The 17,829-nt window shown below is 49.2% G+C and carries 18 protein-coding genes; 5 read left to right on the top strand and 13 right to left on the bottom strand.

The features are described from left to right. Window positions 1-478: 478 nt before the first annotated feature. Window positions 479-1,171 carry a hypothetical protein gene (locus tag ABD028_RS18470; RefSeq protein ID WP_343846927.1) on the bottom strand — a complete coding sequence of 231 codons (693 nt, stop codon included), beginning with the start codon at window positions 1,169-1,171 and terminating at the stop codon, window positions 479-481. A 117-nt stretch (window positions 1,172-1,288) separates the two neighbouring features. Next, entirely contained in the window at window positions 1,289-1,966 is a 678-nt protein-coding gene (locus ABD028_RS18465) for a helix-turn-helix transcriptional regulator (protein ID WP_343846925.1), read from the bottom strand. A gap of 289 nt (window positions 1,967-2,255) precedes the next feature. On the opposite strand from ABD028_RS18465, the gene ABD028_RS18460 reads away from it, so the two are divergent. After that, entirely contained in the window at window positions 2,256-2,678 is a 423-nt protein-coding gene (locus tag ABD028_RS18460; RefSeq protein WP_343846923.1) for a CBS domain-containing protein, read from the top strand. Here the strand turns inward: ABD028_RS18460 and ABD028_RS18455 are convergent, their stop codons facing one another. The 11 genes from ABD028_RS18455 to ABD028_RS18405 form a co-directional block, all read right to left on the bottom strand. Further along, window positions 2,679-3,443: a substrate-binding periplasmic protein gene (locus ABD028_RS18455; RefSeq protein WP_343846921.1), complete on the bottom strand. Its 765-nt coding sequence runs from the start codon at window positions 3,441-3,443 to the stop codon at window positions 2,679-2,681. It abuts the gene before it with no gap. 165 nt (window positions 3,444-3,608) lie between these two features. Next, window positions 3,609-4,922: a CDC27 family protein gene (locus ABD028_RS18450; protein WP_343846919.1), complete on the bottom strand. Its 1,314-nt coding sequence runs from the start codon at window positions 4,920-4,922 to the stop codon at window positions 3,609-3,611. A gap of 10 nt (window positions 4,923-4,932) precedes the next feature. Beyond that, window positions 4,933-5,547 carry an energy transducer TonB gene (locus ABD028_RS18445; protein WP_172449428.1) on the bottom strand — a complete coding sequence of 205 codons (615 nt, stop codon included), beginning with the start codon at window positions 5,545-5,547 and terminating at the stop codon, window positions 4,933-4,935. Between the two features lie 91 nt (window positions 5,548-5,638). Next, a complete protein-coding gene (locus ABD028_RS18440) occupies window positions 5,639-6,043 on the bottom strand; it encodes an ExbD/TolR family protein (protein WP_102797796.1) in 405 nt (134 codons plus the stop codon). 127 nt (window positions 6,044-6,170) lie between these two features. Continuing rightward, window positions 6,171-6,689 (bottom strand): MotA/TolQ/ExbB proton channel family protein, encoded by a 519-nt coding sequence (locus ABD028_RS18435; RefSeq protein ID WP_102797795.1) that lies wholly within the window; start codon window positions 6,687-6,689, stop codon window positions 6,171-6,173. A gap of 5 nt (window positions 6,690-6,694) precedes the next feature. Beyond that, a complete protein-coding gene (locus ABD028_RS18430; protein ID WP_343846916.1) occupies window positions 6,695-8,065 on the bottom strand; it encodes a MotA/TolQ/ExbB proton channel family protein in 1,371 nt (456 codons plus the stop codon). A 13-nt stretch (window positions 8,066-8,078) separates the two neighbouring features. After that, window positions 8,079-8,849, bottom strand: a complete 771-nt coding sequence (locus ABD028_RS18425; protein WP_343846914.1) for a DUF3450 domain-containing protein — start codon at window positions 8,847-8,849, stop codon at window positions 8,079-8,081. 191 nt (window positions 8,850-9,040) lie between these two features. Further along, entirely contained in the window at window positions 9,041-11,716 is a 2,676-nt protein-coding gene (locus tag ABD028_RS18420) for a TonB-dependent receptor domain-containing protein (RefSeq protein ID WP_343847155.1), read from the bottom strand. A gap of 69 nt (window positions 11,717-11,785) precedes the next feature. Next, window positions 11,786-13,378, bottom strand: coding sequence for a hypothetical protein (locus tag ABD028_RS18415; protein WP_343846912.1), 1,593 nt, complete (start codon window positions 13,376-13,378; stop codon window positions 11,786-11,788). Window positions 13,379-13,604: 226 nt separating this feature from the next. Beyond that, entirely contained in the window at window positions 13,605-13,940 is a 336-nt protein-coding gene (locus ABD028_RS18410) for a hypothetical protein (RefSeq protein WP_343846910.1), read from the bottom strand. Window positions 13,941-14,058: 118 nt separating this feature from the next. After that, window positions 14,059-14,667 (bottom strand): NADPH-dependent FMN reductase, encoded by a 609-nt coding sequence (locus tag ABD028_RS18405; protein WP_343846908.1) that lies wholly within the window; start codon window positions 14,665-14,667, stop codon window positions 14,059-14,061. A gap of 92 nt (window positions 14,668-14,759) precedes the next feature. Here ABD028_RS18405 and soxR point away from each other — a divergent pair, with 92 nt between their 5' ends. The 4 genes from soxR to ABD028_RS18385 all read left to right on the top strand — a co-directional run bounded on the left by soxR (window position 14,760) and on the right by ABD028_RS18385 (window position 17,687). After that, window positions 14,760-15,236, top strand: coding sequence for a redox-sensitive transcriptional activator SoxR (gene soxR / locus ABD028_RS18400; RefSeq protein WP_343846906.1), 477 nt, complete (start codon window positions 14,760-14,762; stop codon window positions 15,234-15,236). Window positions 15,237-15,414: 178 nt separating this feature from the next. Then, complete coding sequence (locus ABD028_RS18395) at window positions 15,415-15,591, top strand: DUF1328 domain-containing protein (protein WP_343846904.1); 177 nt, start codon at window positions 15,415-15,417, stop codon at window positions 15,589-15,591. 26 nt (window positions 15,592-15,617) lie between these two features. Further along, a complete protein-coding gene (locus ABD028_RS18390; protein WP_343846902.1) occupies window positions 15,618-15,929 on the top strand; it encodes a hypothetical protein in 312 nt (103 codons plus the stop codon). Between the two features lie 144 nt (window positions 15,930-16,073). After that, entirely contained in the window at window positions 16,074-17,687 is a 1,614-nt protein-coding gene (locus tag ABD028_RS18385; protein WP_343846900.1) for a diacylglycerol kinase family protein, read from the top strand. The last annotated feature ends 142 nt before the right edge of the window (window positions 17,688-17,829 follow it).

Here is a 17,829-nt window from a genome sequence, read left to right as displayed (position 1 = left end):
TTTCACCACAGAGGCACAGAGGCACAGAGGCACAGAGGGCACGGAGAAAAACAGAAGAGCCTTTATACATACCATTGAAAAATAATCACTTTTTCACCTAGACGGTGAATAATATCGGCTTCTCGCAAAGCCGCTGAGTGCGCAAAGAAAAGCTCGCAGTGACAATACCTTCACCCCCTCCGTGTTCTCTGTGCCTCCGTGGTTATTAACGCTTTTTCGCGGATAGAATGTCACCACTGAGGCACGAAGAGCACAGAGACGTGTGAACCTGGTTAAGATCTTGGTCCGCTTTGCGCCTCTGCGAGAACGTATTGAGTATTTGTTGGCCTTTAGCTGGTATTGAAGACCTCTCGCAAAGCCGCTGAGTGCGCAAAGAAAAGCTCTCAGTGACAATTCCTTCCCCCCTCCGTGTGCTCTGTGCCTCCGTGGTTATTAACGCTTTTTCGCGGATAGAATGAAACCACAGAGATTGCAGCACTTAACTACGCACACCATATTCAAAGCTGCATTTACCAAACATCAAATAGGTGCGCATTGGTGTTAAGCGGATCACCTCGGCCTGGCCCAGTTGATCGGTTTCGGTACTGCGCTGCAGTTCAAGATAGTAAGACCAGGTGGGATCGGCTTTAGGCGTCAGCTCCAGATAGACTGATTCCTTTAGCTTCCAGGTGCCCTGATGCCAGTCGGCGTCAAAGGGCACTTCCGCTACCGGCTGAATACGAAAAGTATGATCGTCAGACAATTGCAATCCGGGAGATTGTTCACAGCCACTGCTTTGATAGTTAAAACTCATGTTCTCTGCGGCGTTTGGATCAGATGGGTCTACCCCTTCAGGCAACAAAAACAACCCCATACTGTCTTTGGTATACCAGTGATTGCCTTTGACCATGGCGGTAACATTGTGCACATACCAGCCCTGACTTGCCGAAGCAGCCATAACGCTGTCCAGCTTGCTGACATCTTTGAGCATTAACGAATAGACCAGGGAGGACTGATGAATATCAGCTGGAAAGGCCAGACGATTGACCTGCACCTGATAGCCTTCAGTTTCCAGGGCCTGGGTCACCTGTTGAATTTGCTCGGGTTGCAGATAACGCCCATACAGATGCACTTGTGTTTTGGCACAACCAACCATAGTTAAGGTCAACAAGACCAGCAGACATCCTTTCATATCTTATCCTTCAAACCGCGGACTAGCCGCCACAGCAACATCTATCTGGATAAGTTACTTATAAATCAGAGGGTTGTCTAGATTAAATGGCGTTCGACTCAAGACTGGCAAAACAATTTACATCACCATTTGCATAGGCAGATGTTGTTGCACCCAACTTAATAATTCCAGCCGGTTACGACAGTGGGTTTTTCTGAACACGCTGTACAGGTGCGTTTTAACTGTATTAGTACTGATATGCAATTGATTGGCAATCTCTTTGTTTTGCGCACCACTGGACAGCAATCGGACGATCGTCATTTCGCGCTTGGTGAGTGCGTCGAATTCTTCATCTTGCTTTTGCCGGTTCTGGCCAGCCACTGGTGCACACTTAAGCAAAGTCTGCAATGCTCTGTCCATGGCGTCACGTCTGAACCAGCGCTGCTTATCCAGCAAATGGCCAATGCCTTTGAGAATCAAATCAGGGGGATCCTGCTGATAAAAAACCCCATCGATACCAGCCAGTAATACTAATGTTTCGCAAATACTATCCTGGCTGGCGTTAAACAGCGCAATGCGATGTTCGACAGCCAGATCAAGCAAGTAACCCGGTAGCATTTCGCCCCAATAAGCGCCCTGAATATTAAAAAACAATAAATCGAACTGGCAGGGGTTATGAATTTTGGATGGACAATCCACTTCCTGAATACGTGCCGGACGGGTTTTCAATAAACGCAGAAAAATATCAGCGTCCTGACTTTGGTGAGCAGCCTCACCAATATGAACAACCAGTACTGAACATGTATTAATATCCATACACTATCTCTTCCCTGATGGATGTTTTCCAACTCCTTGAATTGATACTGGTATAGGGATCGCGACTTGTCAAGAAAGCACATAGCTGAGTGTTGGATAGCGCAGGAAAGGTATTAAAAATTAAAACAAAACAACCATTAACCTTATGTTACTTGTTGTTAGATATACTTATGGGCTGTTTATCTTTCAAGTATAGATTTTGGGCTAACGTAAAAACTTGATATGTATCATAACGGTAGTCCATGCTTAACTTTATTCTCTGCAACAGAGCCATTAATGAGGACGTCCAATGCAAGTAAAAGATATTATGACCAGCAATCTGCATACCCTGACTCAGTCGGCGACCCTGCACGATGCACATAATATGAGCCGCGAATACGGTATCCGGCATATTCCAATTGTCGATATGCTAACTGGCAAATATATGGCCATTGTGACGCAAAAAGCATTGGTCGCCAGGGTGATGAAGCTGGCCAATCTTTATGGCCAGGACAATCTCAGCGAGCAGGAGAAATTGGTACCCATTATGGATGTGGCAATCAAGGATGGGGACAGTGCCACAGCGGATCAGTCTTTGCTTGAAATAGCTGAATACTTTGTTAATTACAAGCATGGCTGCCTGCCTGTTGTGACGGCAGAAGGGCAGTTGCAAGGTATTCTCACCTCGTCTGACTTCGTTAAACTGGCCATAAAACTACTAAAGCAGCAATAGCTAATCAGGTTGAACCCTGTACTCCTGCATATTGTATTTATCCAGTATTGCCAGGTAGTCCGGGCTGTGCAGAAGTTGCCGTAAGCTCAGACTAAACTGCTGCCGGGTGTCTTTGTCTACATGGCTTTGCCTGCCAAAAGCAAAGTAAATCCCAGCTCGGTCAATGGCCGGGGTTAACACCATAATACGCGCTTCATTGCCAGCCTTTACTGACCAGTCAAAACGTATTTCTGATGCAATGGCATAACGCAATTTGCCCAGCCCCAGCAGTTTAAACAACAGCTCCTCATTTTCCACTTCCTGCCTGGCGATGCCCGGCTGACTATCAAACACCTCACCGTAGGAGTTATTGCGTATTGTGCCAATATACATGCCAGACAGGCTGTCCAGGCTGCCATCAAAAGCAGAAGTACAAGGCTTGAAGCATAGCAGGGCAATTTTGTCCGACAGGTAGGCAGGCATCACATAGTCAAACTGTTGTAAGCGTTCCGAAGTTTTATACAACACCATAATCAAGTCCTGTCTGCCAAGCGACGTTTCGCTCAGCAGCCTTGTCCAGGGTCTGCGCACAAACTCAGGACTCATGCCAATATCGCTCAGAACCCGATGAAGAACATCCACCGATACGCCATGTAGCTGTCCATCCTGGTAGAAATAATACGGGGCATAATCCACATCAGCCAGCGAGACTTTAACCACTGTGCCGTCAGAAGCTAATGGATAAGAGCAAAAAAGCAGTGAAAACAGCAACAAAAACAGCCTCATGCAAGCTACCTTAGTTTGATCTAGCCTGCATCCAGTTCCGTGGCGATGGGTTAATTTCGCTTACCGTTATTCTAGTTCAATAAGGCCGGGCATGCCCGTAGCGCAAGTCAAAAAGAAAAAGCCGCCATTGCTGGCGGCTTTAGAAGATAGTTTATCGGCTGTGGATCAGGAAGAAAGCTCAGCTTTGAGTCTTTCGTAGCTAACCTTCTCGGCTTCCACGTATTTACCCCATTGCTGGGCCATACGTTTGGCACTGTCAAACTTCTCTGCCTTGGCCAATTCATTTAGCGCATCGTTAAAGCGCTGTTTGTTGAAATACGCCATGCCCAGGACCAGATGAGCCATGCCCTGGTTGCGCAAGCCGCCTTTTTGCAAGGCTGCCAGTGTCGCTTCAATGGCTTTATCGTAGGCTTCCATGTTCAGGTACATCTGGCCAAGTTGCGCATCCAGTTCACCATCTTCCGACAAATTCGCCGCAGCGGTCAGCACCGGAATGGCCTTATCGTCATTCTTCGCCAGTGCCCAGCAATTAGCGGTAAATTTGAGGTTGCGCAGGTTGCGTTCCAGTACCCCTTCGTGCATGGCCTGTTCCATCAAACGCGCACCTTTAACCGGTACCTGATGGTAGTAATACAGTTGAGCCAGGTTGAATACATCTGAACCTGTGGTGATATAGCCTTGCTGATATGCCGCTTCCAGCACAGCAAGCTGCTTCTTCTCTTCACCCAACTCACCGTACATCCCACCCAGTTGTACCCAATACTTACCGTCGTTGTAGTGCCTGACCATCTTCACCAGCACATCCCTGACCTTCTCAGGTTGCTTCAGCTCATAAAAGATAGCGCGCTGCAATACAAACCAGTTTTCCTCAGGAACCTTACCTTCCTTTTCAACCATGGCTACCGCCTGATTGATAAAACGGGAGGCGCGCTCGTAGTCCTTCATCTGGTACATGGCCTGAGCCTTGATCAGATAGTTCTTCGCCGGAATCTCCCCCACATTCAAGGCTTCCCAGCGTTCAAGAAAGACCAGGGTTTTGTCGTAGTTGCCTTGCATCATATGCAACTGGGCCAGACTGAACAGCGTGGTCAGCTCAAAGGACTCAGGAATAGGCTGTTGTTCCACCACTTGCTCAAAAGCGGCGATAGCCTTGTCGTACTGCTCGGCATTGTAGTGAATAAAGCCATAAAAGTTATACAACATGGCCAGCTCATAGCTGTTCATGGAACTGGACTTATCTTTGACATTATCCAGTGCTTCCAGCGCCTCGCCGATTTTATCTTCATCAGCCAGCGCCTGAGCACGGGCCAACTGCTCATAAACTTTGGCACGCAGGGCCGGTGTACGACGGGTTTGGCGCTCTTCCTGCTGCTCCTGAGCCTTTGCCATCCCCACGGGAGTGACAGTTGGCAGCACATAGCCGGTCGTCGTCAGCAGCGCCAGGGCGACCAGTTTACTGATTGTTTTTTTCGCAAACATCGGTTCCACCTTAACCATCAATCTGGAAGGTTATACGGTTTTGTACGCCCGCCACTTCAGCAGCTTCACCGTTAACAACTCTGGGCTTGTATTTAAACTTCATGGCAGCGTCCATGGCAGCCTGCTCAAATATGCCTTCAGGATTGGCTTCCACCACGATAGGGTCTCGCACCGTACCGGCTTTGGTCACTGTGAATTCCACTATCACGTAGCCTTCAATGCCCCGTTGCAATGCACGTCTTGGATATACAGGTGACACCTTAACGATGGGCAGATACTCTCCGTCTCCGCCTTCCAACGCCAGTCCACCCGCCAGGGCCATATCACCACCAATATCGGCCGAGAAGTCCATGCCTGCCCCACCTTCAGCATTTGGCGTGGGTGAGTCCATCTGCGGTTGTTGCATCTGTGGTGGCGGCTCTTCCGGCTTAGGTGGCTTTTTGGGCTTACGATCTTTTTTCTCTACCTGCTCTTCCTGTTTCACCCGCACAAAGTCGAGTACCGAGCCGACTGGAGGATCGGTCAATGCACTGCCACCGCTTTTAATCAGTGACTGCATCAGGAAAAACAAACCCAGGGTGACAACTGCCGAGAGGACCAGGGCAATCATCATTCTGCCGAACATAGAACTGCTGCCCGGCGCTGTAACTGTTGCATTAGCCATGCTTCACTCCTGACTGAGAGATAACGGCTCGCCTGAAAAATTGCACGCCCACTTACTCCTGGGCCGCAATGGATACATCGAATACGCCGGCGGCCCTGGAGGCATCCATTACCTTAATCAAGGTTTCAGTGGTGGCCTTCTTATCCGCCTGGATAACCACACTACCCTGTGGGTTTTCGGCATACAGACGTTCAATGTTGGCCTGAACCGCACGCTCGTCGATGCGACGCTTGTTGATCCAGATCTCATTCTTATCACTGATTGCAATCAGGATATTGGCTCGGTCTTTCTTCACTGCAGTGGCAGCTTCAGGACGGTTGACATCGATGCCCGCTTCCTTCACAAAGGAAGCCGTTACGATGAAGAAGATCAGCATGATAAACACCACGTCCAGCATCGGGGTTAGGTCGATGGTGGCTTCTTCTTCGTCTACCAGATTCTGAAAATGCTGTTTCATAAAATTCTCTTATAGTAGGTCGGGATATATCCCGACTAATAGTTAACCCCTGGGGTCGGGCTTTATCCCGACTGAAGGTCGGTTAGCTGTCGGACTGAAGTCCGACTTGCAACCGACCATCTACAAACTAGTGATCCAGGTTCATGGCATCTTCAATATGCATTTTTTCGGTTTTGGTGATGCGCATCAGCCAGGTGGAGGCAAATACCCCGGACAGTGCGCCAACCATACCGGCCATGGTCGGGATAGTCGCCTTAGACACCCCGGAAGCCATGGAACGGGCGTTACCCGAGCCGGAAATGGCCATCACATCAAATACCTCAATCATGCCGGTCACTGTGCCCATCAAGCCCAACAGCGGACACAGCGCCACCAGGGCCTGGATTACCGGGATTGAGCCTTTCAGTTTCAGGCTAACCCTGGAAATCATGGCCTGGCGAATCTGCTCTGCATACCAGGATGAACGGTCGCTTCTGGCTTCCCAGGCCGCAATGGTCTGGCCCTTAAACTGTTTGTGCCAGATAAACACATACAGGGCACGTTCCAGAATCAGCAACCACATGATGAATATCAGCAGACCGATGACCAACAGAACCTGGCCCCCTGTCTCGGTAAAATCACGTATTGCCTCGAATATCTCGAACATGGCGATTAGCTCCGTTCAGCGCGTTCTGCAATCACACCTGAGGCTTGTTCCTGAAGGATGAACACGATGTTCTTGCTGCGCGTATTCAACATGGCGTACAGCAGTGTCATCGGAATCGCCACGACCAGACCCAGCACTGTTGTCATCAACGCCGTAGAAATACCACCGGCCATCAGTTTCGGGTCACCAGTACCAAACAGGGTAATGGCCTGGAAGGTGTTGATCATACCGGTTACGGTACCCAGCAGCCCCATCAGCGGTGCGACCACGGAGATAATCTTAATCATGGTCAGGTTGCGGCCCAGCTTAGGTACTTCACCCAGAATGGCTTCCGTCAGTTTCAGCTCAAGGGTCTCGGTATCAACGTTGGGGAATTCCTCACGAACATGCAGAATACGGCCCAGCGGGTTATCTTTGCTTGGCTGTTGATTCTTCAACTGGCGGTCGACCTTGGCTTTAATCAGAGTCAGGCTGATCAGGCGCTCCAGGGCCAGTAACAAACCCACCGCACCCACGGCCAGAATGATGTAGCCAACCAAACCACCTTGTTCAATACGCTCCTGGAAGTTAGGTGCTTGCACCAGCAGCCCCAGAATTGAACCACCGGTAGGATCCAGACCGAATTCTACCAGCTCACCATTAGAGGCTTGCAGATTAGCGGCGCTCTCGCCATAACGACCAGCAGGTTGACGGGTCAGTTCAGCAACAGTGCCGGTGGATGGGTTCATATCCAGATATTTACCATCAGACACCAGAGCAAAGGCACCAACACGTACCACTTCTTTGCTGACTTTGTTACCACCGGCTTCCACCACATCAGTAGTGAACTTGGTTACCTTGCCGGATTCAGTCATTTCACGTTGAATTTCAAACCATACGCGCTCGATTTCATCAATGGAGGCCAGTTTGGAGCTAGAACCCATGGACTGTGCCAAACCATCTAGAAACTCAGCACGGCCAGGAATCTGTGCGGAAATAACCGAGTTCTGGAATTTACCTTTGGTATCACCAGAGACTTGCTGTAACACACCAAACAGCTCTTTAAGAGAGCCCAGACGGTTGGTCAGAGCATCATTCAGGTCAGCCAGCTTAAATTCGTTTTCCTGGAACTGACGCTCCAGGCTTTCACTGGTATTCAACTCAGCGTTACGCTTATTGGTGGCCTGTTTAAGCATTTGATCCTGCTCGGCGACCTTGGCGGCGAATTCTTGCTCGCGGCGCTGGTTGTCTTTATTTTGGGCAATCTGGCCTTGCTCCAATTGCTTCAGCAATTGGTCCAGATCCAGGGCTTTATCATTCGCGCTCTGTGCCATGGCGCCAGTGGCGACTAAGGAGGCAAACAGGCCAGTGGTCAGAACTTTCACTATGGATTTCATGATTTCTACTCTCTTAGTCGGTCAGGGCTACTGGCAGGGACAGCAAATCAGGGGCAAGTTGCTTCTTGGCCATACGCAGACCTTTGGTCACCTGAGTGCGATAGCTGGAAGGCAATTCTTCCCATTGACGGGTTTGCTTGTTCCAGATGCCTTGCTGGCTGGCATCGCGGGTCTGATAAATCAGCGCGGTACGTCCAACGCGCAGGAAGTCCACATCACGTTCCTGGCCACCGACAGTATGCAAGCCACTGTAGGCTTCCAGGGTGCGGCCGTAATCCATCTCAATCTGATAGGCTTCCATCACGCGGCGGAATTTCTCGGACGGTGCCACATCGGCACGCTCCATCAAACCAGCCAGGTCGGCCAGACGCTTGCTGCGCTCTTCAGGCAGGAAAGGCACATCCAGCTCAACAAACTGTTTCAGGCCTTCAATCATGCGCAACATCAAAGGGGTGATCTGACGTTCGATGACACTGACTTCATCGATGGCTTTGTTCAGGTCGTCTACTTCTTTAAGCTGATTATCGATTTGCTTACGCAGTTGCGCGTTGTATACCAGCAAACCGTCAATTTCTTTATTAATGGTTTTAAACTGCTGCAGTTTATTGTCAATCTGGTCCGTCATCTTGTTGATTTTTTCCTGCGAACCGGCTGCAGATGTATTGATCTTGCCAGCCTCTTTCACCACAGGTTCAAGATACTTGTCTTCTTGTGCCATTGACGGGGCGGTGACTGCCAGGGAGGTGGCAAGCACGGCCAGCGGAAGTAGTTTCAAAAGCCTCATACTGTCAAACCCTAATTAAAAAAGACCAGCGGGATACTGATCTTTGGAATTCGCGCACAGGATAGGGGTTGAGCGTGACAGTTTTATTACAAATTGAAGACTAAGTTGTGATTCACAAGCATGAGCCCTGACTTGCAACAAAACACCTACCCTGAAATGAAATAGGGCCGCAACGCGGCCCACTAGATATACTAAAAATCGTATTTATAACTGAGTTGTAAGCTAGTGCCCACAGTACGACTTCGCACAGTAACACCATCCTGGGTGACTTCCTGATCTTCGCCTAGCAGGTTACGAACCCGCAGTTTGATCGTGCTGTTAAAGTCCATATAGTAGGAGTACACCATGTCCAACGAATGGAATGGCTGCTCATAGGCGTCCTGACGCCCATCGATGCCCGAAGCAAGAATGCGTTCACCGAAGACGTTGTATACCAAAGACGCACTGTGCTCGCCATTTGCCGAGTCATAGCCTAACTGGAAGTTGGCGACATACTTGGAATGACCATTCATACGCTTGGTGGTATTGGTCAAGCTACCCGCGCTGGACGCTTCAATATCCACCTCAGAATCACTTAAGGTGATATTTCCTGAGGTAAAGAAGCCATCCATCGCCCAGCTAAGGTCGTACAGCCACTCGGCTTCAACTCCATACAATTCCGCCTGTGTACCGTTGGTAAAACCAGCAGTGTAGGTGGAGTCGCCAACACGTAGTACGGTTTCAATGGGATTGACGATGTCTTTGTAGAACAATGACAAGGCAAGGTTGTTGCCCATTTCGCCATATAATTCATAGCGAATATCGTAGTTCTTAAGCGTGCTGGACACTAACTGCGTATTACCCGTAGTGCGGATGTCTGTAAGTGGATCAAAATAACCGACAGGTACAACTTCCCGCAGGTCAGGTCTGACTACTGTTTCACCATAACCTAGGCGTACCTGATAGTCATCACCGCCTATATAAGTCAGGCTCAGCGCCGGGAAGAAGTCATCCGTATCTATGCTTCTGGCTTTAATGTTGTCAGGGTTGTAGTAAATATTCTGATCTTCAGCGGTAAATATCAGACTGGAAGTCTCCAGTGCGACCTGTTTGAACTCCTCGTAACGCAATCCGCCACTGATTCGCCAGGTATTATCATAAATAACGTCAAATGCACCGTAAGCCGCATCGGTTTTCTGGGCGGCCAGATAATCATCGGCTTCAGGCGCGTCGGGTTCGTTAAACACGACCAGCAGGTTCTGCTCGCCGATAAATGCGTCTGTCAGATATGACGGCAGATTCAGCAAATCCGCTTCGTTAGTCGTTACATTGATGGAGCCGCCACCATTGTTAATAAAAAAGCTTGAAGTAGTGTAGTAACGGGCCCTGTCGATAAAGTCCCAGCCACCTTTCAGTTCAATCTCAAAACGACCAGTTGAAATAGGCAGGGTTACATTCCCTCCCCAGTTCTTCATATGATCGTCCATATCAACATAATCATTTTCAACCTGACCGTTGCCGCCGTTCACACCTGTGCTCAGATAGCCGCCATTGTCGTCATATCTGTTACTGAAGTTAAAGGTGCTCTGCAACGGTATATCTGTGGTTGCTTCAGACTGGGTGTAATGCCAGTCGATACCTAATCCCCAGTAGTCAAGGAAGGTATGCTGACCACGAAACTGGTCAACATCTAACTGACGCTCCTCATAAGTGAAACTCTGCGAGTAGTCAGCAATGCCATCATCTGTAATAGTGATATTTTGCGAGGGGTTTTGCGAGACAGCAATCTCAGACTCATCCTCATTATCTTCGATATAAATCTTGGTATAACTCAGACTATGGCTGTTCCAGCGATAACCCAAAGTAAACAAACCATTCAGACGTTCATTTTCGGTGGTTACCTTTGAATCTACCATGCTATCAAAGCAGGTATTACCGACATTTTCTGCGGTATCCATATTTTGAGCACAGTTCTCTGGCAAGCTGGCACTGACAACGGCATTACGGCGGTCCGTATAATTCCATTTATTGTCGTAGGCCACTGACGCCAGAAAGCCTACTGTACCGCCCAGCCATTCTTCATCAAAGCTGTTACCAATATAAGCTTGCGCAGAATAGTTCGGATCCAGCGACTCGTCCTTGATGGACATATTGCGCGGTAGTGATTTCAGCAAACCATCGTTTATGGCGATGGCTTGTTGTGCAACAGTACCTGAGTCATTGGTAAACAAACCATCACGCTCAATAATATTACGTAATGAGAAGTCACCGCGGTAATGCACTATGGCGTCTCGCAGTGCCGAAGGCGTGCCACTATGATTACCGTTATAAGTAAAACCATCGGAATTATTAGAGTCGGCTTCCACCCCTACCTGGATACCGGCAATAAATTCGCTGGGCAGTGACTTGGTACGAATGTCTACGTTTCCGCCGCCAAAAGCCGCCGGCATATTAGGTGAATAAGCCTTTTGCACTGACAGGCTTTCAATCACGTTGGAGGGGAAAATATCCAGTGGAATAACGTTACGGCTAAGGTCCGGGCTGGGAATGCTGGCACCGTTAAGTCTGGCGCTGGAATAACGCTCACCCAGTCCACGAACATAGATAAACTTACCGTCAACCAAAGTCAGACCAGTTACCCGACGCAATGCCGCAGCCGCATCTGAATCCCCGGTACGGGAGATTTGCTCAGCGCCTAAAATATCTGCAACGAAGGCCTGGTTTTTACGTTCTTCGATGACTGCCGTAGCAGTACCCTGCAAACGCGTACCAGTGGCAACAACTTCTTCAATGGTATTGTCTTCCTGTGACTGGGCCAGAACCGGCCCGGTCAGCAGGCAAGCTCCCACCACCATTGAAATTTTATTTACTCTGAATCGAGTCATCATCATTATTTCCCACACTTTAATGGAAAAATAGGCGCAACCAGGGCGCCTATTTGTCTTTAGTCAAATTGGTTATTCGTCGTTTGCGTTATCAAACGCGGCTTTCGCCCACTTATACCAATCTGAGGAAGTGTCGGCGGCAGAGACCGCACCGATAAAATCAGTGGCTTCAAAGAAGCTGTCTACAGTGGTCATATCTGTTGGAGTGACCGTCACTTCGGAAGAAGTTGAGAAACCATTGTTAGCCAGCACGGTATCAGAACCGTTAACAACCTGGCTGACACCGTCTTTGGTAAACCACTCGGTAACAGTAGTAGTGCCACTTTCTGCCGTTACTGTCTCTTTACCATCGTCTGCCAGCTTGGCACAGGCGGCAATAGAGGACTTTATAGAGGTACGACCACTGACAATTTCATCGTCAGCATCACCAGAATAATTAATACACCAAGTTTGTGTAGCAGCTTCTTTCTTCAATACCATGTTGTAGAAGGTTGCGTTGATAAAGTCATCCAATTTCATGGCAATGGATGGGTCGTCATCACGTGCGGACATTTCATCTGTAGTAATCACTGTCACGTTGGCAATATGGGGGGCAGAGGCAGGCGCCTGCGCAGTAGAAGAACCTTTACGACCATCCGCTTCAAAACCACCGTTACCCATATTCAGAGTTTCACCGGCGGCATTTTTTACCGAACCATGCTTAACCAACAGGAATTGCACCTTACCCTGCCAGCCAGCATCGATATCCAGACTGTCATCCTGCGTATCAGTGATGACAATGTGCTTCAGGTTGACCGCACCGCCAAAGAGTTCAATACCATCATCGTAGCCGGCATAAATATCGATATAGTCGATTTCGGTACCAGAACCTACTGAATTCAGGAACAGTGAGTTCAGGTCGTTACCCACTTCAGCACCAGCTGGCAGACCACCTGCATAGTGGATTTTGGCAAATTTCAGGGTGCCGCTGTCATCCTGGTTATTGTTACCACCATAGTAGGACACTGCGCCTTCACTTTCAGCGTTACAGCTGCCTGCAGTGCGTTCAGCATCTGAACATTGGTCAGTAATACCAAAACCATTGATGATCACACCGCCCCAATCCTGTGGAGAAGGGCCAGCGCCGACTGAGTCAAGTGCCGCAATGGCATTAGCAGAAGTAAAGGTAATCGGCTTATCTAATGTACCAACCGCTTCAATATTAGCACCACGGTTGATCTGCACACGGGATGCGGCGTTGTCAAATACCACAGTGGCGCCCGCCTCGACAGTTAGTGTCGGACCATCTACTTCCACACTACAACCCTGGGTGGTGTTGCAATCCTGCCCCACCATCAGTGTACTTTTAAAGTAATGCACCAGATCGGCATCCAACGTCACATCAGTGGTCAGCGGTTTGGCCGCACTAACGAAATTGGTGCTGTAAGTACAGATTTTATTGCTGCTGTCGTACGAACCTTGTACCGCATCGCTGCCGGAGCCATAAGAAGCACAAGGATTCTCATCACCGTTGTCACCGCCGTTATCACCGCCATCAGTTGGAGGCGGGTTATTTACTGTGCTGTTATCGTTAACAGTGGGGGTAACGTTGATATCACCACCACAGCCGGCCAGTACCAGGGCCACGGCTACAGCAGATACCTTGAACATGCTTTTGAGTTCCATTGAGCTCTCCGAAAATTTGGAATTGTGGGTTAACAAATCGCAGGCAAGGTTAACGAAGGAGAGTGACACTTTTGTTACAAAGCTGCGCTGTAACAAAAGTTTCATGGAACTTTTTCTTGGTATAAAAATTCAATTTAATCTTTATTTTTCAATTAAATACATGTTTTTCAAAATACAGCCGACACAAGTCGGCTGCTGATTACAAATAATTTCCTTGCTACCTGGCCTATCTGTGACTACAGGTGATCTCTTTAAAAACCGGATAACATTGGTTTTTACTGCCGGTGGACTTTACCTGCCAGGTTTGGCTGACAGGATCGAACTCTGCATAAGAAGATTCATCTTCACCACACAGCATCTCTCCAGCCACGATGCGGTCATTGCTATTGCCACGCATTTCCTTGCAAAACTGTGTGCCATTGGTGGCGGACACAAAGATATACTTAGCATAACTACTACCTGAGGCAGCTTTGGTAGGGTATTTGTATGTCACCTGCTCTGCAGCAAATGCACCTGAAGCAATCATCCCGGTCATCATGACACCCGCAATCAACGTCTTCATATAATCTCCTTGATACTGTTTAATGTTGAGTTCGCGCCAATCTTGTAGCGCGCTCCCAATATTGCAGTAACAATAAGTCATACTGGTGACGTTTTTTTGAACAATAACTATCCGCTGCTCAGCCTACCTGACAAGCCAGCCGCAGCGCTGCCCCTTTATGCGATAACTGGCGCTTCCGCACATCTTCCAGCCTGGCCTGCTTTAGCGCCCTGCCCCACCAATTAAGTTGTTCCAGCATACGCATTAAGGTGCGTCTGGGTCTGTCCTGCTCTTTTAAGCTGCCGTTGTCATCAAACTGCTCCCAGGCATTTATAAAGCTCACCGATTCACGCACGCTGGCGCTTTGCAGCTCAACAAATACCTGACGTAATTGCTCTACTGCCCGCAGTCCTCCCGAGACCCCGCCATAACTGACAAAGCCCACCGGTTTGGTGTGCCATTCATTATTTACCGCATCGATTAACGCCTTTAAGGGGGCTGGAAAACTATGATTATACTCCGGCGTCACAACAATAAAGGCATCCGCCGCGCCCAGCTCAGCGCGAATGCCATCCAGCACCAGATTATCCAGAGGTGCGGTGCTAGTTAGGTCCAACGGGTCGATTACAGTCAGATTCAACTCATCCAGCTTGGCCAGTTCAGTGGTCACCCAATTGGTAACCACTTCACATAGGCGTCCTTCACGGGTACTACCCATAATCACAGCAATATTCAGTTTATCCGGCATGGTGCTCTCCATTAGTCAGAAGTGGGTTGTTTACTTATCAGTGCTTGTGGCATAGGCTAAAACCTCAAGTAAAGTTAAGGTCAATAGCTAAGATGAAAAAAAATCGGCAAGGGGGTAAAGCCTGTAAGGATGTGACGCAGCCTCTGACGGTCGGCCAGGTGGCCAAACGCAGTGGTGTGGCAGTGTCGGCGCTGCACTTTTACGAACAAAAAGGGTTGATTAAAAGCTGGCGCAACCAGGGTAATCAGCGCCGATACCACAGGGATGTGCTACGCCGTATCGCAGTGATCAAGTCTGCCCAACAAGTCGGAGTGCCACTGGCTGAGATAGCTAACGCACTGTCGTCTTTACCCGACAATCGAGCACCCAATTCAGGGGACTGGGCCAGAATGTCTCAGGCCTGGCTACAGGATCTGAATCACCGAATTGAGACACTGACCAAGTTACGCGACAACCTCAGTAGTTGCATTGGTTGCGGTTGTTTATCGCTGCAGAACTGTCGCCTCAGAAATCCCGGTGACAGCCTGTCAGAACAAGGCTCCGGGGCAAGGTTGATCGATCCTGACTGAGTCCCAGACCGGGTTTTGCCAGCCAAGGTCTGCGCCACTTCATTGCTATATTTCCTGGCTGTTGAGTCAGGCTGAATGGACGAAATAAAACAGCTTGGCATGCTTTTGGCTTAGTTGAATTTGCGATTCATTGGCTGGTATACACAAAGCAACGCCAGCCGTCACAACAGGAGGACCAATGTTAGGCTGGGCACTGACTTTTTTTATTATCGCCATTGTTGCTGCATTACTTGGCTTCGGTGGTATAGCCGGCGCAGCCGCCGGGGTAGCGAAGGTTATCTTTTTTATCTTTGTGGTGCTGCTGCTGATTTCCCTGGTGGCAGGTGCACTAAGAGGCAAACGCCCTAAACTTTAATTTCGGTTTCACAAAAGGAGTAGATTATGACAAACAACAAAACCCTGACCATTGCTTTATTCGTGGCGACCTTGGGTCTGACCGCCTGCGACAACGGTGGCAAAGCAGAACAAGCTGGTGAAAAAGTGGACGAAACCATGGAGCAAGCTGGCGACAAGTTAGAAGATGCCATGGACAAAACCAAGGGTGCCATGCGTGACGCAGGCGACAAACTGGAGGATGCCGCCGAAAAAACCGGCGATAAGCTTGAAGATGCGGCGGATACCGCCAGCGATAAAATGAAAGAGCTCTGTGAAAAAGCCAAGGAAAAAGCAGAGTTTAAAGACAAGGACTGCTAATTCCTATCCGGTGGGGGGCCTAATGCCCCCTTTTTTTGTGCTGGGCAATCCTTGCGTAGCAGAAACTGGATCGGCATAGAATCTATTCTTTTAAGTGATAAACTGGCCTAGCAAAAACCATTGGTGAACGTTCAGGGAGAACCTATGCCTGTTGCCTTTTATTATCTGGCTGGTGGTTTAGCCAGTTTTATTGCCCTGCTGTTTAGCCCGCATCTCGTAGTTACCTTGCTGCTTGCATGGCTGTGCCTGTCTCTGCTGGCAGTCAGTCTGGCCTACTTATTTAATTTCGCCGAGCTGTTCCGAAAACGCGAAGATGGCCGCATCCCCCTCGTGATCCGTTGGCTGTTTATTCCCTTTCTGGTAGGCGTCACCCTGTATAACAGTTGGGCGAGAAAGCACGACAAAGTCCCGGCCATTCAAAAAATTACAGACAATCTTTATCTGGGCTGTCGCTTATTTACTGCGGATGTAGAAACCATTAAGAACGAAAACATTGCTGCAGTGCTGGACGTGACGGCGGAGTTCGATGCGCTTGATTGGTCGCTGCAAGGAGAGAATATCGCCTATCTGAATATTCCGGTGCTGGATCACAGTTCACCTAATGTGGCGCAGTTAAATCACGCATTACACTGGCTGCAACATCAGCATAAACAAGGCCGTAAAGTATTAGTGCATTGTGCCCTGGGCCGGGGCCGGTCGGTGCTGGTTGTAGCAGCTTATTTGCTAGCCCAACAACCTGACAGCAGTGCACAAGACGTGCTTGAAAATATTCGCGCCATACGCCAGACCGCCCGTTTAAACCGATGGCAGTTTAAACAGCTTGAGTTCCTGCATCGTGAAGGCAAGCTGAGACTCAACATGCAAACCTGGATTATCGCCAACCCGGTAGCAGGAGGGGGAAAATGGCAGGAGTGCCAGGAACAAATAAAACACATTTTGGGCCAGCGACTGGACATAAAAATTGCCCTTACCAGTTTGGATGAAGATGGACAACAACTGGCAGAACAGGCCATTGAGCAAGGCGCTGACATCATTATTGCCTGCGGCGGCGATGGCACCATCACCGAAGTGGCCTCAGCCTTGCTCAATAAACCTGTGCAGTTGGGCATTATTCCCCTTGGTACCGCCAATGCGCTGGCACAAGCCTTATGCGGTATACGCAGTAAGTTGCTTCCCATCGACACAGCCTGTGAGGTGATATTAGCCGGGGAAAGCAGGCAAATTGACACGGCCTGGTGTAATAACAAGTTGATGCTGCTACTCAGCGCGGTAGGTTTTGAGCAACAAATGATTGAAGCGGCCAGTCGTGAAGAAAAAAACCAGCTTGGACAAATGGCCTACCTGCTTGGCTTGTGGCGTGCCATAGAGAATAACCAACAACTGGAATTAGAGGTGCAATTCGACGAAGACCCCCCTTGTATTATCCACACCCACAGCATGGTAGTGGCTAACGCGGCACCTTTGACAACCCTATTGGCACTAGGTAATGGTGAGCCGGATTTGGCTGATGGCATCTTGGATGTTACCTGGCTAACACCGAGTGATACCTCGTCGCGCCATTTATTAAGTCTGACTGAACTGGCCGTGGCCGGATTAGCGCCGCCAAGTGAGAACATCCGCCACCAGCAGGCCACAAGAGTTCGCATCAACTCGCCGCAGTTAGACAGCTACGTCATAGATGGTGAAGTGTTTGACGATCTACCGCTGGATATTCGCATTCAACCTGGCTCGCTGCGGGTGTTAGCCCCGCTAAACTGACACAGAACAAGAACTGTCGGGTTATGGGGACAGAACAAACGTCCCTGCATACCCCTCAACTAATACACTGAGTTACAAGCCAACAGCCCCGCATGTAAGGTATCCGAAAGGATGACTTTATGCCGTGTAAAGCCGGTGGCTG

Origin of the sequence: Bowmanella denitrificans, assembly GCF_039522935.1 — a bacterium.
Lineage (GTDB): Bacteria > Pseudomonadota > Gammaproteobacteria > Enterobacterales > Alteromonadaceae > Bowmanella > Bowmanella denitrificans.
Note: the sequence above shows the minus strand (reverse complement) of the source record. Positions and strands in the feature narration are given on the sequence as shown.

Coding starts and splice junctions, on each gene's coding strand:
- ABD028_RS18465 (WP_343846925.1), bottom strand. CDS start 1,966: ATGGATATTAATACATGTTCAGTACTGGTTGTTCATATTGGTGAGGCT.
- ABD028_RS18385 (WP_343846900.1), top strand. CDS start 16,074: ATGCCTGTTGCCTTTTATTATCTGGCTGGTGGTTTAGCCAGTTTTATT.
- ABD028_RS18415 (WP_343846912.1), bottom strand. CDS start 13,378: ATGGAACTCAAAAGCATGTTCAAGGTATCTGCTGTAGCCGTGGCCCTG.
- ABD028_RS18460 (WP_343846923.1), top strand. CDS start 2,256: ATGCAAGTAAAAGATATTATGACCAGCAATCTGCATACCCTGACTCAG.
- ABD028_RS18395 (WP_343846904.1), top strand. CDS start 15,415: ATGTTAGGCTGGGCACTGACTTTTTTTATTATCGCCATTGTTGCTGCA.
- ABD028_RS18420 (WP_343847155.1), bottom strand. CDS start 11,716: ATGATGACTCGATTCAGAGTAAATAAAATTTCAATGGTGGTGGGAGCT.
- soxR (WP_343846906.1), top strand. CDS start 14,760: ATGAAAAAAAATCGGCAAGGGGGTAAAGCCTGTAAGGATGTGACGCAG.
- ABD028_RS18440 (WP_102797796.1), bottom strand. CDS start 6,043: ATGAAACAGCATTTTCAGAATCTGGTAGACGAAGAAGAAGCCACCATC.
- ABD028_RS18405 (WP_343846908.1), bottom strand. CDS start 14,667: ATGCCGGATAAACTGAATATTGCTGTGATTATGGGTAGTACCCGTGAA.
- ABD028_RS18430 (WP_343846916.1), bottom strand. CDS start 8,065: ATGAAATCCATAGTGAAAGTTCTGACCACTGGCCTGTTTGCCTCCTTA.
- ABD028_RS18425 (WP_343846914.1), bottom strand. CDS start 8,849: ATGAGGCTTTTGAAACTACTTCCGCTGGCCGTGCTTGCCACCTCCCTG.
- ABD028_RS18470 (WP_343846927.1), bottom strand. CDS start 1,171: ATGAAAGGATGTCTGCTGGTCTTGTTGACCTTAACTATGGTTGGTTGT.
- ABD028_RS18435 (WP_102797795.1), bottom strand. CDS start 6,689: ATGTTCGAGATATTCGAGGCAATACGTGATTTTACCGAGACAGGGGGC.
- ABD028_RS18450 (WP_343846919.1), bottom strand. CDS start 4,922: ATGTTTGCGAAAAAAACAATCAGTAAACTGGTCGCCCTGGCGCTGCTG.
- ABD028_RS18410 (WP_343846910.1), bottom strand. CDS start 13,940: ATGAAGACGTTGATTGCGGGTGTCATGATGACCGGGATGATTGCTTCA.
- ABD028_RS18445 (WP_172449428.1), bottom strand. CDS start 5,547: ATGTTCGGCAGAATGATGATTGCCCTGGTCCTCTCGGCAGTTGTCACC.
- ABD028_RS18390 (WP_343846902.1), top strand. CDS start 15,618: ATGACAAACAACAAAACCCTGACCATTGCTTTATTCGTGGCGACCTTG.
- ABD028_RS18455 (WP_343846921.1), bottom strand. CDS start 3,443: ATGAGGCTGTTTTTGTTGCTGTTTTCACTGCTTTTTTGCTCTTATCCA.